The sequence below is a fragment of the Paenibacillus sp. IHB B 3415 genome (assembly GCF_000802655.2).
In the GTDB taxonomy this organism is placed as follows: Bacteria; Bacillota; Bacilli; order Paenibacillales; family Paenibacillaceae; genus Paenibacillus_AQ; species Paenibacillus_AQ phytohabitans.
Genome location: NZ_JUEI01000122.1, coordinates 1 through 19404, shown reverse-complemented (window position 1 = coordinate 19404; position 19404 = coordinate 1). Strand labels below are relative to the sequence as shown.

General features: G+C 50.1%; 16 protein-coding genes and 1 pseudogene. 11 read left to right on the top strand and 6 right to left on the bottom strand.

What is annotated here, in order from left to right:
- The first annotated feature begins 90 nt into the window (after positions 1-90).
- On the top strand, positions 91-471 hold the full coding sequence (locus QW71_RS33730) for a RidA family protein (RefSeq protein WP_039309789.1): 381 nt from the start codon (positions 91-93) through the stop codon (positions 469-471).
- 181 nt (positions 472-652) lie between these two features.
- Here QW71_RS33730 and QW71_RS33725 read toward each other — a convergent pair whose 3' ends face one another.
- Positions 653-1417 (bottom strand): tryptophan-rich sensory protein, encoded by a 765-nt coding sequence (locus QW71_RS33725; protein WP_039309787.1) that lies wholly within the window; start codon positions 1415-1417, stop codon positions 653-655.
- 226 nt (positions 1418-1643) lie between these two features.
- Here QW71_RS33725 and QW71_RS33720 point away from each other — a divergent pair, with 226 nt between their 5' ends.
- Positions 1644-4091 carry a TIM-barrel domain-containing protein gene (locus tag QW71_RS33720; RefSeq protein WP_039309784.1) on the top strand — a complete coding sequence of 816 codons (2448 nt, stop codon included), beginning with the start codon at positions 1644-1646 and terminating at the stop codon, positions 4089-4091.
- A 1676-nt stretch (positions 4092-5767) separates the two neighbouring features.
- On the opposite strand, the gene QW71_RS42320 is transcribed toward QW71_RS33720, so the two are convergent.
- Positions 5768-5824, bottom strand: coding sequence for a hypothetical protein (locus tag QW71_RS42320; protein ID WP_373604802.1), 57 nt, complete (start codon positions 5822-5824; stop codon positions 5768-5770).
- Between QW71_RS42320 and QW71_RS33715 the strand changes: the two genes are divergently transcribed.
- From QW71_RS33715 to QW71_RS33705, 3 genes are all read left to right on the top strand, one after another.
- Positions 5811-8258: a DEAD/DEAH box helicase gene (locus QW71_RS33715; RefSeq protein ID WP_373604801.1), complete on the top strand. Its 2448-nt coding sequence runs from the start codon at positions 5811-5813 to the stop codon at positions 8256-8258. The genes QW71_RS42320 and QW71_RS33715 overlap by 14 nt on opposite strands.
- Before the next feature lie 34 nt (positions 8259-8292).
- Positions 8293-9081: a hypothetical protein gene (locus QW71_RS38405; RefSeq protein WP_052770518.1), complete on the top strand. Its 789-nt coding sequence runs from the start codon at positions 8293-8295 to the stop codon at positions 9079-9081.
- Positions 9082-9257: 176 nt separating this feature from the next.
- On the top strand, positions 9258-9662 hold the full coding sequence (locus tag QW71_RS33705) for a hypothetical protein (RefSeq protein WP_039309781.1): 405 nt from the start codon (positions 9258-9260) through the stop codon (positions 9660-9662).
- Positions 9663-10115: 453 nt separating this feature from the next.
- Here QW71_RS33705 and QW71_RS33695 read toward each other — a convergent pair whose 3' ends face one another.
- Both QW71_RS33695 and QW71_RS33690 read right to left on the bottom strand, forming a co-directional pair.
- Positions 10116-10577 carry a hypothetical protein gene (locus QW71_RS33695; RefSeq protein WP_039309779.1) on the bottom strand — a complete coding sequence of 154 codons (462 nt, stop codon included), beginning with the start codon at positions 10575-10577 and terminating at the stop codon, positions 10116-10118.
- A 47-nt stretch (positions 10578-10624) separates the two neighbouring features.
- A complete protein-coding gene (locus QW71_RS33690; protein ID WP_039309777.1) occupies positions 10625-11734 on the bottom strand; it encodes an amidase domain-containing protein in 1110 nt (369 codons plus the stop codon).
- 498 nt (positions 11735-12232) lie between these two features.
- Here QW71_RS33690 and QW71_RS33685 point away from each other — a divergent pair, with 498 nt between their 5' ends.
- Together QW71_RS33685 and QW71_RS33680 are read left to right on the top strand one after the other, a co-directional pair.
- Positions 12233-13000: a hypothetical protein gene (locus tag QW71_RS33685; protein ID WP_152679916.1), complete on the top strand. Its 768-nt coding sequence runs from the start codon at positions 12233-12235 to the stop codon at positions 12998-13000.
- A gap of 203 nt (positions 13001-13203) precedes the next feature.
- Complete coding sequence (locus tag QW71_RS33680) at positions 13204-14169, top strand: hypothetical protein (protein ID WP_039309773.1); 966 nt, start codon at positions 13204-13206, stop codon at positions 14167-14169.
- Positions 14170-14292: 123 nt separating this feature from the next.
- On the opposite strand, the pseudogene QW71_RS42315 reads toward QW71_RS33680, so the two are convergent.
- Together QW71_RS42315 and QW71_RS33665 are read right to left on the bottom strand one after the other, a co-directional pair.
- Positions 14293-15085 (bottom strand): annotated as a pseudogene (locus QW71_RS42315) (GTP pyrophosphokinase family protein).
- Positions 15086-15389: 304 nt separating this feature from the next.
- Positions 15390-15764, bottom strand: a complete 375-nt coding sequence (locus QW71_RS33665; protein WP_039309768.1) for a hypothetical protein — start codon at positions 15762-15764, stop codon at positions 15390-15392.
- Positions 15765-15954: 190 nt separating this feature from the next.
- Here QW71_RS33665 and QW71_RS33660 point away from each other — a divergent pair, with 190 nt between their 5' ends.
- Genes QW71_RS33660 through QW71_RS33645 form a run of 4 tightly spaced genes read left to right on the top strand, consistent with a single transcriptional unit; the run spans position 15955 to position 18576 of the window.
- The gene (locus QW71_RS33660) at positions 15955-16755 is read left to right on the top strand and encodes a zinc ribbon domain-containing protein (protein WP_039309765.1); all 801 of its coding nucleotides are present in this window, start codon (positions 15955-15957) and stop codon (positions 16753-16755) included.
- Positions 16756-16791: 36 nt separating this feature from the next.
- On the top strand, positions 16792-17610 hold the full coding sequence (locus QW71_RS33655; protein ID WP_039309760.1) for a TrmB family transcriptional regulator: 819 nt from the start codon (positions 16792-16794) through the stop codon (positions 17608-17610).
- Positions 17611-17652: 42 nt separating this feature from the next.
- A complete protein-coding gene (locus tag QW71_RS33650; protein ID WP_039309757.1) occupies positions 17653-17958 on the top strand; it encodes a hypothetical protein in 306 nt (101 codons plus the stop codon).
- A gap of 42 nt (positions 17959-18000) precedes the next feature.
- Entirely contained in the window at positions 18001-18576 is a 576-nt protein-coding gene (locus QW71_RS33645) for a xanthine phosphoribosyltransferase (protein ID WP_039309754.1), read from the top strand.
- Positions 18577-19404: the final 828 nt, after the last annotated feature.

Sequence of the window (19404 nt, the reverse complement as noted above, 5' to 3'; positions counted from 1 at the left end):
ATAAGCAGACCTCAGGACTTACAATGAGACATAAAATGATGTGTACATAACGGCCCGCAGGCCGCGTACAGCAAGCAGGAGGAGCGAGACATGAGTAAAAAGCAGGTAGCAACAAGCAAAGCCCCGGGGGCCATCGGACCGTACAGCCAGGCAATCACCGCCGGCAACTGGGTGTACACCTCCGGCCAGCTTGGCATGGACCCGGAAACGGCCGCATTGGCGGACAATGTGCAGGAGCAGGCGCGCCAGTCGCTTAGCAATGTGAAGGCCATTCTTGAAGAGGCCGGCGCATCCATGGAGCATGTAGTCAAAACAACGGTATATCTGAAGGATATGAATGATTTCGCAGCCGTTAATGAAGTATACGCAACTTTCTTTACTGAGCCTTATCCGGCCCGCAGCGCAGTCGAAGTGGCGCGTCTGCCGAAGGATGCACTTGTTGAGATCGAAGCGGTAGCACGCAAGAAATAAGCTTTACTGAAGAAAGAACCCGAAATGCCGGGCCGAATCCCATGTACCTCTATGCAGGTGCGTGGGATTTTTGCTGCGGATTGGTGTGGAATAATGAAATCGGCCGGTAGGCCGGTAATGATAAAGGCTGTCACGTCCCTTTGCAGGAGCGGGGCAGCCTTATGTCTTTTCACAGATATCGTTAATATCTGCTGCGGGTACGCGGCGGGGTGAGCAGCAGCCAGATGCTGTAGAGCAGCAGAAGTCCTGCGGCAATCAGCCCGGTGAAGAAAATATTATCTGTATCCTTCTGTTCGATAGCAATGGCAATGAAGGCCCAGACGAAGACGAGCGGATAAATGCTGTCCCGGTGAGGGAAGCTCACAATAACAGCCAGCACTGCACCCACACAGAGCATGATCAAAGCCCAGAGCGAATCGCTTAACCCGAAGCCGTCCCAGTTGTTCTTCTCCAGTACGATGCTGACATTAACGATGGTAGCTACAGAGATCCAGCCGAGATAAATGCTGAAGGGCAGTCTAACCAGCCATTTCTCGCCGGAGGTGGGGTCCGGGATGCTGCGGGTACGGCGGTAGATTACGATCAGTGAAACCAGCATAAGCAACATGACAACCAGCGACAGCTCAATGTACAAATAATGCCAGAGGAACAGCCAGCCCATATTAAATATACAGCTGAGCATGAACCAGATGCCTATACGCTGCACGGAATCTCTGCCTCCGGTATCACTGCGGAACTGATAAATAATGAATCCGGCGAGCAGCAGGTAGATCAGAGACCAGATGGAGAATGCGTAGCCGGCCGGTGTAATGTAAGTATGATATCTGTCTGAAATTTCTCCGGTACTGTTCCCGCCAAGCGGCAGCGTCACCGACAGCGTATTGACGGCAAGCACGCCGAGGTACAGCAGCAGATTCCACCACTTATAAGGGTTGCTTCTTCTCATGTTCTTGTCACTCCCTAAGTTAGGTTATTAGTACGTGCCTATCCTTGGCCTACATAGAATATACCCGCTTTAACAGCAATTAAGACTATCTCCGGCACAAAAATGACCAACAGGTCATGAAATTAACGGATAGCATTCCGTAAGCTCGGGGTAATATGTAGAGAAGAAGAGCTAATACGGGAACGATTAAGATCAAGCAGGCAATAGCCGAAGGGGGACAAAAGGCATGGAGAGCAGCGAGGCGATACGCCCCGAGAAGATGGGACCACTCGTAATGAAGGAGACCTGGAACACTCCGGGAAGCGTGGTTTCCTGGGAGCGGTCGGAGAATGTCTATATCTGCCGCGGGGAATGCGCGGGGGTTGTCTTTATCTTTTTGAGCGATGATATGTTCCGGATGAAAGTCTTCCATGGCGAGGTTCCTGACCTGACCACATCGGAGGCGGTGATGAATGAGAGCTGTATCCCGCATCTGTTTCCTGTGGATGAGACGGAGGAGCAGCTGATCTTCACGACAAGTGCCATCCGGCTGATTATCGAGAAATCATCGTTTCTTCTCCGTGTGGAGAATACCTCGGGCAAAGTGATTATGCAGCAGAATCTGACCAGCTGGAACCCGCGCGGCGCAAGCCATGCGGAGTATGATATGCAGCCGGATTCGCATTTTTACGGACTGGGTGAGAAGTCGAGCTTCCTAGATAAACGCGGGGAGCGTTATACGAACTGGAATACCGATGTTTTTGCCCCGCATCTGCCGGAAATTGAAGCGCTCTATGAGTCTATTCCGCTGCTCATTCACATGCACGGCGATCTCTCCTACGGATTATTTCTGGACAATACGGGCCGGAGTGATTTCGACATGCGTTCGCATGGCGTTGCTTTTACCATTGGCTGCTCCACGGGGGAATACGACATTTATTTCATTAACGGGCCTGAGATGAAGGATGTTGTCAAAAGATACACCTCGCTCACCGGCCGGATTGCGCTTCCTCCCAAATGGGCGATCGGCTACCACCAGTCGCGCTACAGCTATATGAACCAGCAGGAGGTGCTGCAGCTGGCCCGTACCTTCCGTGAGAAGAATATTCCGTGCGACGTCATTTATCTGGATATCCATTATATGGACGAGTACCGCGTATTCACCTTTGACCCCGTCAACTTCCCTGATCCGCAGAAAATGATCTCGGAGCTCGGGGAGCTGGGTGTGCGGATCGTGCCCATTGTGGACCCAGGTGTCAAAAAAGACCCCAAATACGAGGTGTATAAGCAAGGTGTGCTGGAGAAGTATTTCTGCCGCCGTCTGGAGGGCGATATCTTCTTCGGCGAGGTCTGGCCGGGGATCAGCGCATTTCCCGATTTCAGCGACAGCCGGACCGCCGAGTGGTGGGGCGACCTGCACAAGTATTACACGGACCTGGGCATCCAGGGGATCTGGAATGATATGAACGAGCCGGCGGTCTTCAATGAGACCAAGACGATGGATCTCGATGTGATGCATTTCAACAACGGCCGCCCGGTTACCCATGAGGAATACCACAATCTGTACGGGATGATGATGTCCAAAGCCACGTATGAGGGACTGGCCGAGCATATGGGGGGCGAGCGGCCTTTTGTGCTGACTAGGGCCGGGTATGCGGGCATTCAGCGGTATGCAGCCGTATGGACCGGGGATAACCGCAGCTTCTGGGAGCATATGGCGATGGCGATGCCGATGGTGCTCAATATGGGACTGTCGGGACTGGCGTTCTCCGGGCCGGATATCGGCGGGTTCGCCCATCATACGTCGGCACAGCTGCTGGTGCGCTGGACGCAAATGGGCGTGTTTTTCCCATACTGCCGCAATCATTCCTCCATCGGAACGCTGCGTCAGGAGCCCTGGTCCTTCGGGGAAGAAGTGGAGGGGATTCTGCGTGAATTCATCGGCCTGAGGTACCGCTGGATGCCGCATTTGTACAATCTGTTTCATGAGGCGGAAATGTGCGGGCTGCCTGTGATCCGTCCGCTTATCCTTGAATATCCGCGTGACCCGCATGTGACAAATCTGTGCGATCAGTTCCTGCTTGGCGAGAATGTGCTGATTGCTCCCGTCTACCGCCCGGATACAGATCACCGCTCGGTCTACCTGCCCGAAGGCTGCTGGATTGACTATTGGGATGGGGAGATTCACGAAGGCGGCCGTCATATTCTTGCTGCTGCGCCGCTGCATATTATGCCGATGTATGTGAAGGCGGGCAGCTTCACGGCCGAAGGTCCGCTGAAGCAGTATGCGCTGGAGGAGACGGAAGAGACAGTCATCTTCCATCTGTACGGAGCGGAAGCTGCCAAAGGATTCTCGGCATCCTTCAAGCTGTATGAGGACGACGGGCACAGCTTCGGATACCGTAAAGGGCAATATACAGAGCTTGCTGTGCAGGCTACGGGTACTGAAGGCGGTCTGGTGCTGCAATGGGTATATGGCGTGCATGATTATAAGCCGCGCCGGGAGATGCTGCGGTTTGCGCTCTGTTATCCGTTCTTCACCGTGGCGGCGGTGGACGGACTTGAGGAGATCACCCTGGACCAGCTGGAGGAAGGCAAAGCGGGCTGGGTTTATAACGGCAGGAAGGGTGCAATTATTGTACAGGTAGCGGATGCTGCAGACGGCGGGGAGCTGCGGATTCAGGCGGACAGGTAACCCTTTTAGTTTATAAAGAGCCGGCTTCGTCTTGCATAGAGGGAAGGACGGTTCTTTGTGCTGCCTGAAAAAAATCAGTTTTGCCGGGCACGGATGATGCATAGGACAGGATTAGTTGGATTTTCTCCACCTGCTGGCAGATGAGGGGCCCTCTGATAAACAACAGTTGGAAAAAGAACACTTAAATTTCTGCATATGGGCCAAGCCAGAAGTAATGGACGAAATTAAGTAGCGTTTATCCACCTATTTGATGAAAATCACTTAAAATAGCCGAATTAAGTTACATTATTCCACTTAATATTCTATTGATGTCCTTTGTAGGGACTGAAAATGAGTTTGCACCTTGGCTGTTACCTTTGCGTGTGGGGGTTATCGGGCGAAGGATCAAATTTGAACAAGTTGCTGAAACAATGTTCAAAATTGATTGAAAATTTAAATCCTGCACAAAATACAACATTCCTATCACGAAATCTAGCGGAATCGGAAGTTGTTGTATGAAATGCAGCATTTTCTCTTATTTAAGCGGTGTGGGGAGATAATTCTTGCATTCTATACAACATTCCTTTCGGAAGCCTTCGTATTATGGGATCAAAGTTGTAATACATACAACATCCCCGAAGACATGCTTATTGCACAATAATCCTATTGGCGTTATGCCCGATGCTTGCGGCTGCCGGTTTTGCTGTGCCGATGGTGTGGGATATCTGACAATTGGGTTAATGATTATCGTAGGCGGTATCAAGGGTTTAGTCCAATGGCGAGGCGGGTCAACTGACTTCAAGCAGCCCCGATTGGGTCTGAGGGCCCCTCCGGAATGCTGACGGAACTGCGAATGGGGCAGATTTGCAAAAGAATCTGCAGATTTTCTGCAGAAAACGTGCAGAAAAGTTTTTAAATATAGACTTTTTCGTATAAGATGAAGGGATGAAGAAAAAAGTTGCAGTGATAACCACAATGGGATGGCTGTACAGTTACTGCTGCTAGTACAGCTTCATAATATATTTCTCGCAGAGAAGGAAACAGTCTTCCCGCTGGGACGGACTGGCTCTTTCTGTTTGCTTAAAAGAATGGAGATCATCAATGATTAAGCATCTGTATGCAATATGGTTAGGGGACGTATTATTTTGCTTCTCGGGTGAAACTTCTGAGCCGAAGGTGGACGCGTGGACACGTGTGATTAAACGGCTGGAATTCCGGAGCGGCTGGCGTCCTTTTGCGGGTGCTGCGCTGCGGCTGGCGGAAGTGAAGTATCCTGCCGCCGCCGTGGAAGGGAAGACGGCGCGGCGCGGAATGCCGGGGCGCACCCTCGAAGGGCTGGCCCTGTCGCCCAAGGACGCTTTTGAGCTGCTCCTTGCCTGGGATGAGCAGGCAAGCCGCGCCCAGGGCATAGAGCCGGGCGGAGAACTGCGCTACTGGTCGGCTGCTGCCCGGTTTGCGCTGGAGCTGATGGGCAAGGGCGGGATTGTCCCCGGCGCTCAGCCGCCGCGCAAGGTGGGCTCACGCCGCCGCGGAGGCGAGCAGGCGGCAGCGGTATGCTGGTCGCCGGCTTTCCGGGAAGAGGCGGATAAGGAATTCTTCCTGCAGATGGCGGCTTCCATGCCGGTGCTTGCGCTCGGCACTCACGTAGCCGAGGAGGGGGATCTGTCCTCGCGTGAGGAAGCAGGCGGGTACGTGCTCTATTCGTTCCTGCAGGCTGTGATGACAGCGGAGATTAAGAATGTGGTCGCGGCCAACGAGAGTGCGCTGAGTCCATTCAAAGCGAACTACCGCCGCGGCTACTCGCCGCTTACTGAGCTGTGGTGGAACAGTCTGCTGACCGGCAGCCGGGATATCCCTGTTCAGGGGACTCCGGCTGAAGTGACCGAGCTACTGGCTGCCGTGAGTGAGACGGCAGGCAACGAGGTGCCGCATTTCGAGACTGAGGAGGCACGCAGCGGACAGCTCAGCCTGGGCCTGCGGCTGGAGCCGCCTGCTGACGACAGTGAGCTGTGGCGGCTGACGTTCTGGGCGGAGAGCCGGGAGGAAGGTGAATTCTGGATTCCGGCCGAAGCGGTCTGGAGCAGCCGGGAACGGGAATTCACGCTGTGGGGCAAGCGCTACCGCAACATTCAGCAGCAGCTGCTTGCTGCGCTTGGGCGGGCAGCCAAGATCTCGCCGGACATTCAGCGTGCGCTGGCCGAACCGGCGCCGCGCGGAGTGGAGCTGCTTCCGGAGCGGCTGTATTTCTTCCTGAAGGAGAGTGTACAGCAGCTGCGTGAACGGGGAATTACGGTGCAGATGCCTTCACGCTGGAGCCGCGAAGGACGGCGGCGGATCGGGATGAGAATGAAGATGCAGCCGCCGCCGGGCGGAGTGGATGGCCCTGTACAAGCAGCGCTGGGCATGGAGGAGCTGATCTCCTTCCGCATCGAGGCCTCCCTGGGCGATTCGGAGATCAGCGAGGACGAACTGAATGCTCTGGTGGAAGCCGGAGTGCCTTTTGTACGTTTCCGGGGTGAATGGATCGAAGTGGACCCGAAGGAGGTCCGTCAGGTCCTGAGATATATGAAGCGCAACGAGAGCGGAGAGATGACGGCAGCAGACTGGATGCGCCTTGAAGCCGAGGATGGCGAAGAACGGCTATGGAAGGGCATGTCTGTCACGGGCATGGAGACCTCCGGTTTGCTGGCCTCCCTTATGCATGGCGATGTGCTGCGCGGGCTGCCCATGCGTCCGGTGCCGGATGACCTGAACGGTACCCTGCGGCCTTATCAGGAGCGGGGGTATCAATGGCTTACGGCGCTTAGCGGTCTTGGCTTCGGGGTCTGTCTGGCCGATGATATGGGGCTTGGCAAAACCGTGCAGGTGATCACCTGCCTGCTGGACCGTGCCCTGAATGCGCCGCCGGGAGAGAAGCAGGAGCCTGTGCTTATCCTCTGCCCGACCTCACTGCTGGGGAACTGGCAGCGGGAATTGCAGCGGTTTGCACCTTCGCTTAGTGTGCATATCCATCATGGCGGCCGTCGGGTACGCGGAGAAGGATTCACCGAGCTTGCCGCCAGCCATGAGATTGTACTGACTACGTATCATCTGGCAGGCCGGGACAGTGAGGATCTGGCCGGGGTACGCTGGTCAACCGTTGTGCTGGATGAGGCGCAGTATATTAAGAACCACCGCACCAAACAGGCGCAGAGTGTCATGAAGCTGAACGCGCCGCACCGGATTGCGATGACCGGTACCCCGGTAGAGAACCGGCTAGGCGAGCTGTGGTCGATCTTTCATTTCTTGAATCCGGGGTATCTCGGAACCTATCATTCCTTCCGCCAGCGGTATGTATCCGGCGAAGGCGGGGAACGGCTGCGTGAGCTTCACCGCCTCGTATCGCCATTCCTGCTGCGGCGCCTGAAGAGTGATCCCGATATTTCGAAGGATCTTCCCGAGAAGATCGAGCTGAAGTCGTATTGTCCGCTAACAGAAACGCAGGCAGCCCTGTATCAGGGCGTTGTGGATGAGATGCTCGGCGTAATCGGTGAGCGGTCGGGCATGGCCCGGCGGGGGCTGGTGCTGTCCTCCCTGACCAAGCTGAAGCAGATCTGTGATCATCCGCAGCTGTTCCGCAAGGATGACGGCCGGAGCCTGCGCAGTGAGCCCTCCGGCAAAATGGATGTGATGTTCGAGGTGCTGGACAGCATCTCCGAGCTTGGGGAGTCCGCGCTGATCTTCACGCAGTATGTGGCGATGGGCGAGCTGCTCGTCAGCCGGCTGGCCAGAAGGTACGGGCAGACACCACTCTTCCTGCATGGCGGTATTCCGAAGCGTGAGCGCGACGAGATGGTGCATGCTTTTCAGGAGGGGGAAGGTCCTGCATTCTTCGTCCTGTCCCTCAAAGCCGGGGGCGTAGGCCTCAATCTGACGAGGGCCAATCATGTGCTGCATTATGACCGCTGGTGGAACCCGGCAGTTGAGAACCAGGCTACGGACCGGGCATTCCGGATCGGACAGCACAAGAATGTTCAGGTGCATAAGCTGATCTGCCAGGGAACGCTGGAGGAACGGATCGATGAACTGATTGAACGTAAAAAAAGTCTGTCCGAGCAGGTTGTCGGCTCCGGCGAGAATTGGTTGACCGAAATGTCCAACCATGAGCTGAAGGAGCTTATCGAACTGCAAGGACAGGACTGGATGTAAATGATTGTTGTATTGCAGAAAGAGGGGAACATTCATGAGTGAACTGCTGGAGTTGAAGCTGGAGGTGCTGCCGGGAAAGATCAAAGCCACCGGGAGCCTGGGAACCGCTGCTGCGGAAGGTGTAGGCAGACGGAACGGCAAATCCGGCGCAGTTGCAGAGGAACAAGCGCAGCGCGCGGTATTCACTTTGCACATTCCGGAGTGGCCGGCCGCCCGGAAGAACGAAGTGCTGCTACAGCTCTCTGCGCATCCGGGTGAATTGTATGAGCTGCTCCAGGGCAGCCTGGAAGGCGGACTTGCTGCCCTTGAGGTGCTGCCTGCTGATGCCGAGCTGGAACAGGCGGCCAATGAACAGGGCACAGGCTTGCTGCCCGCTGGGGAGCTGCGGCTTCGGGTTAAGCAGCAGCTGGCGAAGGAGCCGCTGCTGGCTTTTGCCCTGCGCGGCCTGTCCAAGGAGGAGCTGCTCTCCGGGGTGTTTGCTCTCTGGGCTGAGCAGGAGAATGAGCGGGTTATCGAAGAAGGGACGCCTGCGCCTGTAACGCTTGCGTCCGAGCTGGCCCGGCTGGAACGTAAAGGTCCGGCGGTGTCCTCGGGAGAATGGCTGGCCGAGGCGGCCGCGGAGGGCTCGCTCCATCAGCCGGGGCCGCTGTTTCATGAGATCTCTGCCCGGCCATTTCCGGCTATGCCTGATGTCATTGAACCGGAAGAGGACTGGAGCGCGCTGCTGCCGCAGACGCCCAAGGCCCGGGAAGGACTTGCCCTGCTGATGCGCCGGGTATCAGAAGCCGCCGCCAAACGTGCGGCTGGCTTAAACAAACTGTAAGCTGGCGGCGTTACGCTTAAGCGTAACGGGCCGCCAAGGCAATCCTGGCAGGCTGCGCGTCTTCCCGTGAAGGCGGGCTGGGAGCAGGGATACGGCCAGGGATTCTTTGACTTCCCTTCTAAGAATAGCGGATATCTTTTGCTGAATTCCGAACCGGCTGCAGGCCAGATGGAGAAATGCTCTACCGTACGGCAGATGGCGGCAAGAGCTGGAGCCGTGTAGGAGATCTAACGGCGGCGATCAGTTCCTATCCAACAGGAATGGTTTTCCGGAATAGCCAAAGCGGCTGGATTACCTGCAGTAATCACGGACAGGAATTCATTCTCACCTTCAGAACCAGGGATGGCGGAAAGAGCTGGGCGCCGGAAAAGCTGGTCTGGCCGCCCGAGCTGACCGGGTATGCGTACAGCAACAGCTACCCGCCGGTTTTCTCCGGCAAGGACCTCCTGCTCGGAGTGCTTCCGCTGAAAATCGTCCGGGACGGACGCTCAAGCATGGTCTATTATACGATAGAAGACGGCGGAGACAACTGGAAGTACGGTCCGCAGATGACGGGAGTTCAAGAAAGAGATCAAAAGTAATTGAGAAAATGAAGGAAATCAAAAAGAAATTAAAATTGGGATTAACAAAATAAGAGGTACAAGCATTATTTAATGGAAAATTTGAGAAAGCGCTATAATAGCGATTCGGAAAATGGAAGTGACTCTTATTGGAAATATGAATATTTTCCTGTTAATGATGATCAGTCTATTGATTACGACGGTCTGATGAATAGAAAACTCGGGGCTTTTTTATATATGGAATGGAAAAATAATAAATTATATATGTATTCGATATCCTATGTGAATCGAACTGATAATAAAGTTTACTTATATCTTATGAAGAATGACGGAACGAGTTCGGATATACCCGTTAATGATTAGATAAGTGACAGAAGGCTATCTGTCTGTAATCTGAGTGCGGTTGACTGTTGTTAATACGAAGAGACTGCCGGCAATTTCCACCAGCAGTCTCTTCGTATTTATCTTGGCGCCTCAATTAACAAATATTTCTTTGATCGAAATTACTTTTTCTCCCTGTGTCTCAACCTCAAACGGACTTTTCAACGGTTCCTCATCATCTCCGTACAGAAAAGTCTTAAATTCCTGCTTGCTCTTCGTAGTATAGATTCTATCACCATTCTTATCTTGTACAAACAGAGTCCCTGTATCATAAAATGTATATTCTGTATTGTCATCAACAGCGAAGGTCTTTGTATCCCCGGATATATTGTGAATGTAGTAGCCATCAGGCATGTCTTCAATTGTTAACCCTAATTCTTTCACCCTATCTTCGTCTTCAGAGTCAATAAACTCGAAATCATCTATTGTGAGCACATTTCCATCCAAGGCAATATACCCTGTATAGTTTTGTTTTTCAGCTGACGACTCATTACTGCAAGAAACTAAAGGTACATTAAGAATAACAGCTAGAAAAATTAATAATATTTGTTTCATTCCTATCTCCTCTTCTAAGCTGATATAAACATTACATTATCTTGATCCTACAGTATGCTGCTAGAAGGTGTGTAAAAAGAAGCACTTTCTGTTCTGTATACTGTATCTTTAGTCTGCGAAGCACCATGTTGAGTATACTTAATTGTAGATCCGTCACCATAAGTCACCAAAGCGACGTGACTTGTGGTGTTCCAATACATTATACTTCCTGCCCCCACTTGACTTTCATTCGATTGTTTAACAAAGTACCCCTTATTTACCATGTAAATGACAACGCCAGTTGAGCCATTGTAACCTGTTCTAAACCAATGATCCCCGGGCCAGCCGCCCCAAGTGGATGCCTGATACCATTTTCCAGTTTTATCTTGAGGGATACCGCCATTATTTAAAGCTTTGGATACAAAGTTTGCACAATCCGTTCCGTCTACAGTAGAAGAAGGGAATTCCGGAGTTGCATTCCAGTTAGCATATGCCCATTCTCTTGCTGCAATTTTATTAAATGTGAATGACGCAAGCGATTTGTAATGACTATCAGCAGCCGGAACACTTTCAATCACATGATTGTAACCATTTTCGAATGATTCCGCAGCATTCTCAACTGCTGCAAGTTTTTCGCTCTCAGTCAGTACGACTTCATTATCAGCATCTGTTCTGTAGTAGATTTGATATTGTGGAAGTGAATCTCTGGAAGCCAAACTAGTAGTGTTGTTGAGGAGAACCGTGTAGGTAAACGTTGAACGGTTTGGAATATTATAATACAATGCCTCAACCTCACCTACGTAAGTATCAATTTCGTTTTGAATTGTTTCAGCTTCAACCTTATCGGTGCTTTCATACAAGGCTTTTTCCATGCCCTTTACATACGGACTATCAGAGGGATGTCTCGTTAGGGTCATATCTACATATATGTTAATGTCGTAATATTTATTTTCGGGCTCAACTCGTGCATCATATTCATATGTGAAATTGTCCATCTTATAAAGAGACTGATAGTCCTTTACAATTTGTCCCTTGATCTCATTATATGCTTGCTCAATACTCTTTATTTCTAATACATTTGAATTTTCAGAAGAATTCTGTTCATTTGCAAATACACTAGTGCTCATACCAAATATCATAGCAAATACAAACATTAAAGGAATTACCCGTTTAAACATGATTTTATCCCTCTTTCAATTGTATTTTTAAAGCAATGTACTTTACTAGAAATTATTTGTGAAATAAATCACTTTGTATTATACAGATATCACCTCGATTCTCGGTTTGTTTCTCCCATAATTACGTTGAGCAATTGTGAGGGACCTACGTACTGCAAATAAAAAGCTTATTGGTGAGAAGTTGCGCAACCAACAACTTGCACTAATCATATACTTATATTGAATAATTTACCATGGTATATAAATGAGAAAAAATGTCTATATTGTGTATTTTTCTTTTTTTGTAATTCGAGGATTTTCATAATGTTTTTATGTTGAGATAATATAATTTTTTTAGTTAACCCAATAATAGAAAGTAATGCCGAAGCGGATCGTAAAGTACTAGACACATATAGTACATATATATACCAAAAAATACTACAAACAATTTGATTCTTCAAGGAAAGTAATTTATCCTAAAATTAGTAAATAAAAAACATAAAAAGGAAGGTGCGAGTTATGAAGCTACGAAAAGTAATTTCATGTGGTTTACTTGCAACATCGCTATTAAGTCCAAGTTTAGCTTTAGCTTCAACAAATGTAGAACCGGGAGTCATACCCTCACAAATGCCAGCCGGTACGGTGATTACTTTTGATCAAGAGAATAATCCTGTTATTACAAAGCAAGGATTACCTACCTTGAAGATTAAAGATGCTGGTGAAGTTGATTTGAGCAAGGAGAATCCGGCCGTACCCAAGAGTTCGATTTCATTAGAGGAATATAACAAAGTTTTGGAGGGGATTAAAAAGGAAGCCTTAAGTTTGCCATTTTTCATCATTGAAAATGAAAAACCTCAACCCGGAACAGTAGTTTCCTATGGTTCTGACGGACAAATCAATACTATTGAAAATGCAGTCCCGGCAATGACTACTTATGCAACGGCCGCTAACGGAACATACGTATATGGGGCAAGTAATAATACAATTACTATTACTAGTAGTAAAGTTTCAGGTGTAGGAAGATTTACAGTATTTAACGATACAAAGGGCGATAATGATAATGATTTGGTAGTAGGGGATGTAGCTACTAAAGGGCAATATGATAACCCTAAATCAGGAACGAAGATTACAGCAACAGCCAATGGCATTTCAAAAATTGTAACAAAAAATGATAACGGAGCACTGGATAACGCAGTTTTAGATATTTGGAAATGGTCTGGTGTAATGTTTGGCTATACTTACAATGAGTTGCTATCATTTAGTGGGAGTTATTATTACAATCGGTAAATAGAGCGACTAAATACTTATGCAGATCTTAGTACAATTTATAATGGCTTTTACAAACTAGATATAACATCTAGAGTGTAAAGGCCATTTCAATCTATTTGAAATTAAAGGGTTGAAAAACAATTGAGAAATATGCCAAGCGAAGGGAATAAAAAATACTTATGAAAAATAAATGCATTCTAACAAGGAGTATACTAATTTCAATGCTTTTAATATTTTGGCTATTAGGCTGTAATAGTAATTCCGGACTGGAAGGGCAACATAAGGATATTTTATCAATAACATGTACTACATATATTCAACCGGATAAGGAAGCTATGTTAAGCACTATTTACCAGTATGTACCCGCAACAGGGGAGGTAACAGAAATATATAATTATCCCTACACGGCACAATATCCATTGGGAGTATTTAGTCCGAAGGAAAAAGTTGTTTATTATACCAAAAAAGATGAGACAAATAGAGATCAAATATTTAGTTATCACATGGAGACCAAACAAGAAGTACAATTAACAACAAATTTACGTGCGGTCAATCAGATAATCCCTGCAAAGGAAAAAATCTTTTTTATAGCTTCTATAGATAAAGTATTAAGGTTAGGCATGCTGGATAAACGAAGCGGTATGATCTCATACTGGGGCGATGAAGATACAAATGTAGAAACAATCGCTATAAATCCAAAAACGGAGCATATCTACATATCTGCATTTTCTTATAGTCAAGATAGAGAGGTTATTGAAAATCAATTCTTATCCGATGAAAATAATTATTCTATGCCGCTATTTTCTGTTTATGAAACAGATTACTCCTTTAAGGATACACAAAAATTCCTTTCGGTTCATGCCTGGATTAAAATTTTGATGGTAAACATGGCGGAGAATGTTACGATAGCCATTTATGACAAAGAATATAATTCAGAAGAAAATTCTAAAGCTGTTGCTATAGATGTTAGTTCACAAGAGATAGAAGAGTTTAAATTACCGCCGGAACGGATGCTTGTAGATGGAGCGAATTATTCAGCTAATGGAAAAGGGCTATATGTTACATCTATTGTAAATGATAAAAGGGGCATCTATTACTATGATTTTGAATCAAAAGAATATAATACAATATTTATATCTGCAGATGGATTTATAAATAATTTTCAATTTATTTCAAGTACTCAATAACTCAATTTTTTCAAGTCGAATTTCTTAACAAACTGCGCCGTAACCAGGCAGGCATAAGTAAAGGCAGTATCGCTAACAGCCCGGCTGTCAGTGTACTGCCTTTCTACTTGTATCCAAGCACGTTTAAGCTAAAGGTCCGTTATTACTGCTGCCTTCCGCTTCTGACAGTTCGAGGATCTCCCGGCGCAGGCGAAGCATCTTCTGATCCAGTTCATCAGCGGCACGCGCAGCCTCCTTCAATTCCTCAGCCACATGCGGCGGCAGCTGTTTGTCAAACTTATAGTAGAGAATATGCTCCATGCTGGCCCAGAAATCCATAGCGAGTGTACGGAGCTGAATTTCGGCTTTGACCCAGCGGGTTCCTTCCAGCAGCACAAGGGGGATGGCGACGATAAGATGCAGACTCTGGTAGCCGTTAGGCTTCGGATGGGCGATGTAATCCTTAATTTCCAGCACACGGATGTCCTCGCGCGCGCACAGGTGATCCACCAGCCGGTAAATATCCTTCACAAAAGCACAGACGATCCGCATACCTGCAATATCGTTGGGCGATGTAATCCTTAATTTCCAGCACACGGATGTCCTCGCGCGCGCACAGGTGATCCACCAGCCGGTAAATATCCTTCACAAAAGCACAGACGATCCGCATACCTGCAATATCGTGAATGTGCTGCTCCATATTTTCCAGCGTGAAATCATGGCCTTTGCGTTCCATCTTCTGTACAATGCTCTTCGGTTCCTTAATGCGTGACTTCACATGCTCAATGGGACTGAAGCCGTCGCGTACCTGCCACTCTGTACGGATGACATCAATTTTATTCTCAAGCTCATTCAGAGCATGTCGGTAAAGCGCCGGCAAGGCTTTGAAATTCTCAACCTGTTTGGCAAAATCTTCGTGTACCTGCCACTTCTGCATATCCTTCACATGGACCTGCAACTTGTGTAATGTAACCTGTGTACTATCGTATTCTTCCACTGAAACTCTCCCGGTATTCGTTATTTGTGACTGTAGACAATGAACGGATGACTACGGCGTTCGCATAAAATGCGCTGCAGTTTATGTGATTCTATTTTAACCGAAGTACAGCCCCGGAAGCAAAACAAAGCCGGATGAAGCAGAAGAGAAACATTCTTCCCGCAACAGCGTATTAGCTCACAATAGGCCAATCTGTCAGACGGGACGGGGCTTTACGTTCCAGATTAGGGCGGCAGAGCCGTTTCTACTTGTTAGTCGGAGAACCGCCGCCGTACCCTTCATCCTGGTAGCCGGTATTTCCGAGCCTCTGCAGAACATTCATTTCATCAATGAGCCGGCGCGTTTCATCTGTGCCGTGGTCATGCAAATACTGGAACAGATGAATAGTAGCATCGTCAAACTGCTCCGCAGCATCATCATGATCGGCTGATTTATAGGGGACAAAAGCACGCCGGAAGGCATAGTCGTCCTCACCGGCCAGACCTTTCAGAAGATCCTGGAGCACGGTAAGCTCTTCATCCGAGAGCAGAACCTCAAATTCGTTCGAGTCGTTACGCACATCCTGAATCAGGCCATGATTCACGGATACGAAATATCGTTTATGGTTATCGTCAGGCAATGTTATCCCTCCATTATTCGATAATGTTCGTCATGTAGTATTTAACACCTGACGACAAATAATGAATCTGTCAGGGACTTTTGGTATGATAGAGTCACGTTTCCACTGCTGTACGGAGCGATAACGATGTATGGGGTTATTTTGCGGCTGCGAATCAGCCTATTCTCACTCTGGAGAAGGAGGAACTACAATGAATTTTCTGCAACGCATTAAAGACGGTGCCAGCCGGGTGAGTGAAAAAGCGCAAAGCTCGGTGGAAGTAGGCAAGCTGAACGGGCAAATTTCTGATATCGAACATGAGATGCAACTTGAATTTTTGAAAATGGGAAAGCTTTTCTACGAAGGATATCGTTCCAGAGATATGTCGGTGGCAGAAGGGCAGATGATCGAGCTGGCGCGGGGCTGTAACAAGCTTCAGGAGCAGATTGAGGGCGTGCGCGCAAGAATTGCCGAACTGAAGAATGAACGCCTCTGCGCCTGCGGCCAGATCGTAGCACTGGATGCCAACTTCTGTCCACACTGCGGACGCAAGCTTGAGGAGCTGCCACTGCGTAAGGAACCGGCGCTGCGCAAGGAGCCGGCGCCAACCGTTACGGTACATACCGTACATGAGCACGAAGATGAGGAAGATCAATACTACGGTGAGGAAGAATTGACAGAAGCGGAGCGGGAACTCGCTAAGAGACCTGAACAGCCTGTCCAGTACGCCGAAGCCTTGCCGGTAATTGAAGTTGAACCGGAGCCTGAAGAGTATGAACGGGTTCTTCCGGATACAGAACGGGGCCGCCGCGAGGCCGATGAACTGGAGCGTGAACGTGAGCGCCAGCTGGAGCTGGACCGCCGGATCCGCGACTGGAAAGCCAGTGAGCCTGCAGAAGAGACTGCCGTCAGCGAATCGGGTACACGGGATATTGTGAAATGCCAGATTTGCCGCGCCGATCTGCCGAAAGGCTCAATGTGGTGCCCGCGCTGCGGGTCGGAGCAAATTTAGACAGGGTTAGACAGACAGCTTAGGGGGACAACATAGATGGAACAGTTGCTGCTGCATCTGCGCAATTTGGGTTTCACAGAGATGGAATCCAAAATTATGGTTGAGCTGGCCACCAAGGGCCAGGCTTCGGGCTACGAAGTGGCAAAGCAGCTAGGAGTATCAAGATCGAATGTATACGCGGCGCTTCAGCGCCTGACTCAGCAGGGCTACGTACGCTGCGGGGAAGGGGAGCCGGCCCGCTACAGCGTGCTGGACCCTGAAGAGCTGGCGACGATGATATCCGGCCGGGTACAGGCGTCGCTGGCCTACATGGAAAGTGAAATGCCGCGCGGAGGTCCGGTCAGCCCTTCATTCTATAACGTGGAAGGTGACCGCAACGTAACGGGAGCGCTGATCCGTCAGCTGAATCTCGCGGCTCAGGAGATCGTGGTCGATGTATGGCGGGAGGAAGCCTCGCTGCTGCGCAGCGAGCTGGAGCAGGCAGAGCTGCGCGGAGTGAAGCTGCTGTGGGCTTTTGACGGCGGCAACGCGGCCTCTGCGCCATACCCGGTATGGCCGCCGCTGGACGGTAAGCCACAGCGCAGCGGGGGGCGGAAATTTTCTTTTGTCATCGACCGTTCCTGGTGTATGCTCGGCATGCGTTATGAGGACGGAACCGCGCAGGCGGTGGTTACCGAGCACCCGGTGCTCGTGGAGCTGCTGCTGAATCATTTTACACAGGAAATGGTATTGTTCGAGCTTGAAGAAGATATGGGACCTGAGCTGCAGAAGCGGTACGGGGAACGCTATGGCCGGATTTACAGCAAATATGTATTGCATGACCAGGATGAAGCCGGGGAAGAACAGGCGGAGTAGCTCCTGGGATGCAGAGGGTACTAAGCTAGGGAGGTGACAAGCGTGGAGTGTATTGTTCATTTTGATGTGCAGCATTCGGAAGGCGTGAAGCCGTTACGCGGATTGCTGTTTTTGGACGAAGGGAAGACCCCGGCAGAGCAGGATCTAATCGGCATGTTTAAGGACATGAATTTTAATGTCCGGCTTGAGGACCGGGAGAAGTTAGTGTTCAAACCTGTGGCACCTGGAGAGAAGTATTCAGAGATTCGGATTACGAGCTTTGACAACGGCAAAAAGAACAGCAAGCAGGATAACGAGCTGAAGTCGATTGTCGGTAACCTGCTGCCCCAGAAACCTACGGGTCTGTAGCAGACGAAGCAGGGTCCATTTGAGGATAGAGGAGGAGCACGGATGGAGTTATTGAGACAAAAGGTCATTAACGAAGGTATTGTTCTCGGCCCTGGTGTGCTCAAGGTTGATTCTTTTCTGAATCACCAGATGGACCCTTTCCTGATGCGTGAAGTAGGGCGCGAGTTTACCCGCCGTTTCGCCGGGGAAGGAATCACCAAGGTGCTGACCATCGAATCCTCGGGGATTGCTCCCGGCATTATGACGGCGCTGGAGCTTGAGGTCCCAATGATTTTTGCCCGCAAGCAGAAGTCGCTGACGCTGACGGAAGATATTTATGTGGAGAAGGTCTACTCCTTCACGAAGAAGGAAACCAATGAAATTACCGTCTCCCGAAAGTTCATCGCACCCGGTGAGCGCGTGCTGATCGTCGATGATTTCCTGGCGAATGGTGAAGCAGCCTTCGGGCTGGCCCGGATTGTTGAACAGGCGGGCGGCACTGTTGCCGGGATTGGGATTGTGATCGAAAAAGCTTTCCAGCCCGGCAACCGGCTGCTGAAGGAAGCCGGCTACCGCGTGGAGTCGCTGGTGCGGATCGCTTCGCTGGATGACGGCGTTGTTGGCTTCGTGGAGGAGTAGGAGAACTGCCGGTTGGACTTTTGCGGCAGAAGTAAATAACAGGCAGGAGGCCCCCGGAGATTATCCGTGGGCCTGCCTGTTTGTGTTTGAAGGCGGGCATAGTTAGTGCAGCTGAGGGGGACTGCTGGGCTGCAGCCTTAGAGAGCAGGGACGAAGCTCGCGGCTAACGCCTTCAGCGTGCGGCCAGTCATACGCCGCCTATGCTTCGGTCAGGCGCTGGTTTTGCCTGCTGAGGAATGAGGGGGGCCGGATTAAGACGAATCTGCTGGGCTGAAGCTGAAGGGATGAGCGAGTTAGTTTGTGAGTAACATGGGGCTTAAGCGGGCGGAAGAGTGAGTTGATGGGAGCAAGGGATGATGGAGTTGCGGGGAGAATGGGGAGTGTGTATTTGTAGAAGCTGGTGTGAGTATGCAGATGTTGTGCGGGAGCGGTAAGGTATGCGGGCTGGTTTGTGAGTAACTGGGTCAGGCGGGTGATAAGTATGTGCAATATACTACGCGGACTGAAATGCGCCTATTTGGGGAATTCGGCGTGTTTTTGCTGCCAAACGGACTCCAGTGCGCTTATTTGTTCATTTGGGGCATCATATTGATCAATTTGTGAGGGATAGCGGAATCTCAGTCTGCAAGTCAACTAAAAACCCCCTTGCCGGAGAGAATAAGGTCCTCTCAGTCCGCAAGGGGGTACATAATGGTTAGATTGCCGGAACGTCGTTGGTTGAAGCAGCCTTAAGCTCAACCGGCTGCCCGCGCTCAGCCAGCCGGCCGTGCCTCCCGCCGGCTACGCCCCGGCTCCCATAGCCGCGGCTGTCCGCGCCCCGCCTAGCCG

Coding starts and splice junctions, on each gene's coding strand:
- QW71_RS33730 (WP_039309789.1), top strand. CDS start 91: ATGAGTAAAAAGCAGGTAGCAACAAGCAAAGCCCCGGGGGCCATCGGA.
- QW71_RS33725 (WP_039309787.1), bottom strand. CDS start 1,417: ATGAGAAGAAGCAACCCTTATAAGTGGTGGAATCTGCTGCTGTACCTC.
- QW71_RS33720 (WP_039309784.1), top strand. CDS start 1,644: ATGGAGAGCAGCGAGGCGATACGCCCCGAGAAGATGGGACCACTCGTA.
- QW71_RS38405 (WP_052770518.1), top strand. CDS start 8,293: ATGAGTGAACTGCTGGAGTTGAAGCTGGAGGTGCTGCCGGGAAAGATC.
- QW71_RS33705 (WP_039309781.1), top strand. CDS start 9,258: ATGCTCTACCGTACGGCAGATGGCGGCAAGAGCTGGAGCCGTGTAGGA.
- QW71_RS33695 (WP_039309779.1), bottom strand. CDS start 10,577: ATGAAACAAATATTATTAATTTTTCTAGCTGTTATTCTTAATGTACCT.
- QW71_RS33690 (WP_039309777.1), bottom strand. CDS start 11,734: ATGTTTAAACGGGTAATTCCTTTAATGTTTGTATTTGCTATGATATTT.
- QW71_RS33685 (WP_152679916.1), top strand. CDS start 12,233: ATGAAGCTACGAAAAGTAATTTCATGTGGTTTACTTGCAACATCGCTA.
- QW71_RS33680 (WP_039309773.1), top strand. CDS start 13,204: ATGCTTTTAATATTTTGGCTATTAGGCTGTAATAGTAATTCCGGACTG.
- QW71_RS33660 (WP_039309765.1), top strand. CDS start 15,955: ATGAATTTTCTGCAACGCATTAAAGACGGTGCCAGCCGGGTGAGTGAA.
- QW71_RS33655 (WP_039309760.1), top strand. CDS start 16,792: ATGGAACAGTTGCTGCTGCATCTGCGCAATTTGGGTTTCACAGAGATG.
- QW71_RS33645 (WP_039309754.1), top strand. CDS start 18,001: ATGGAGTTATTGAGACAAAAGGTCATTAACGAAGGTATTGTTCTCGGC.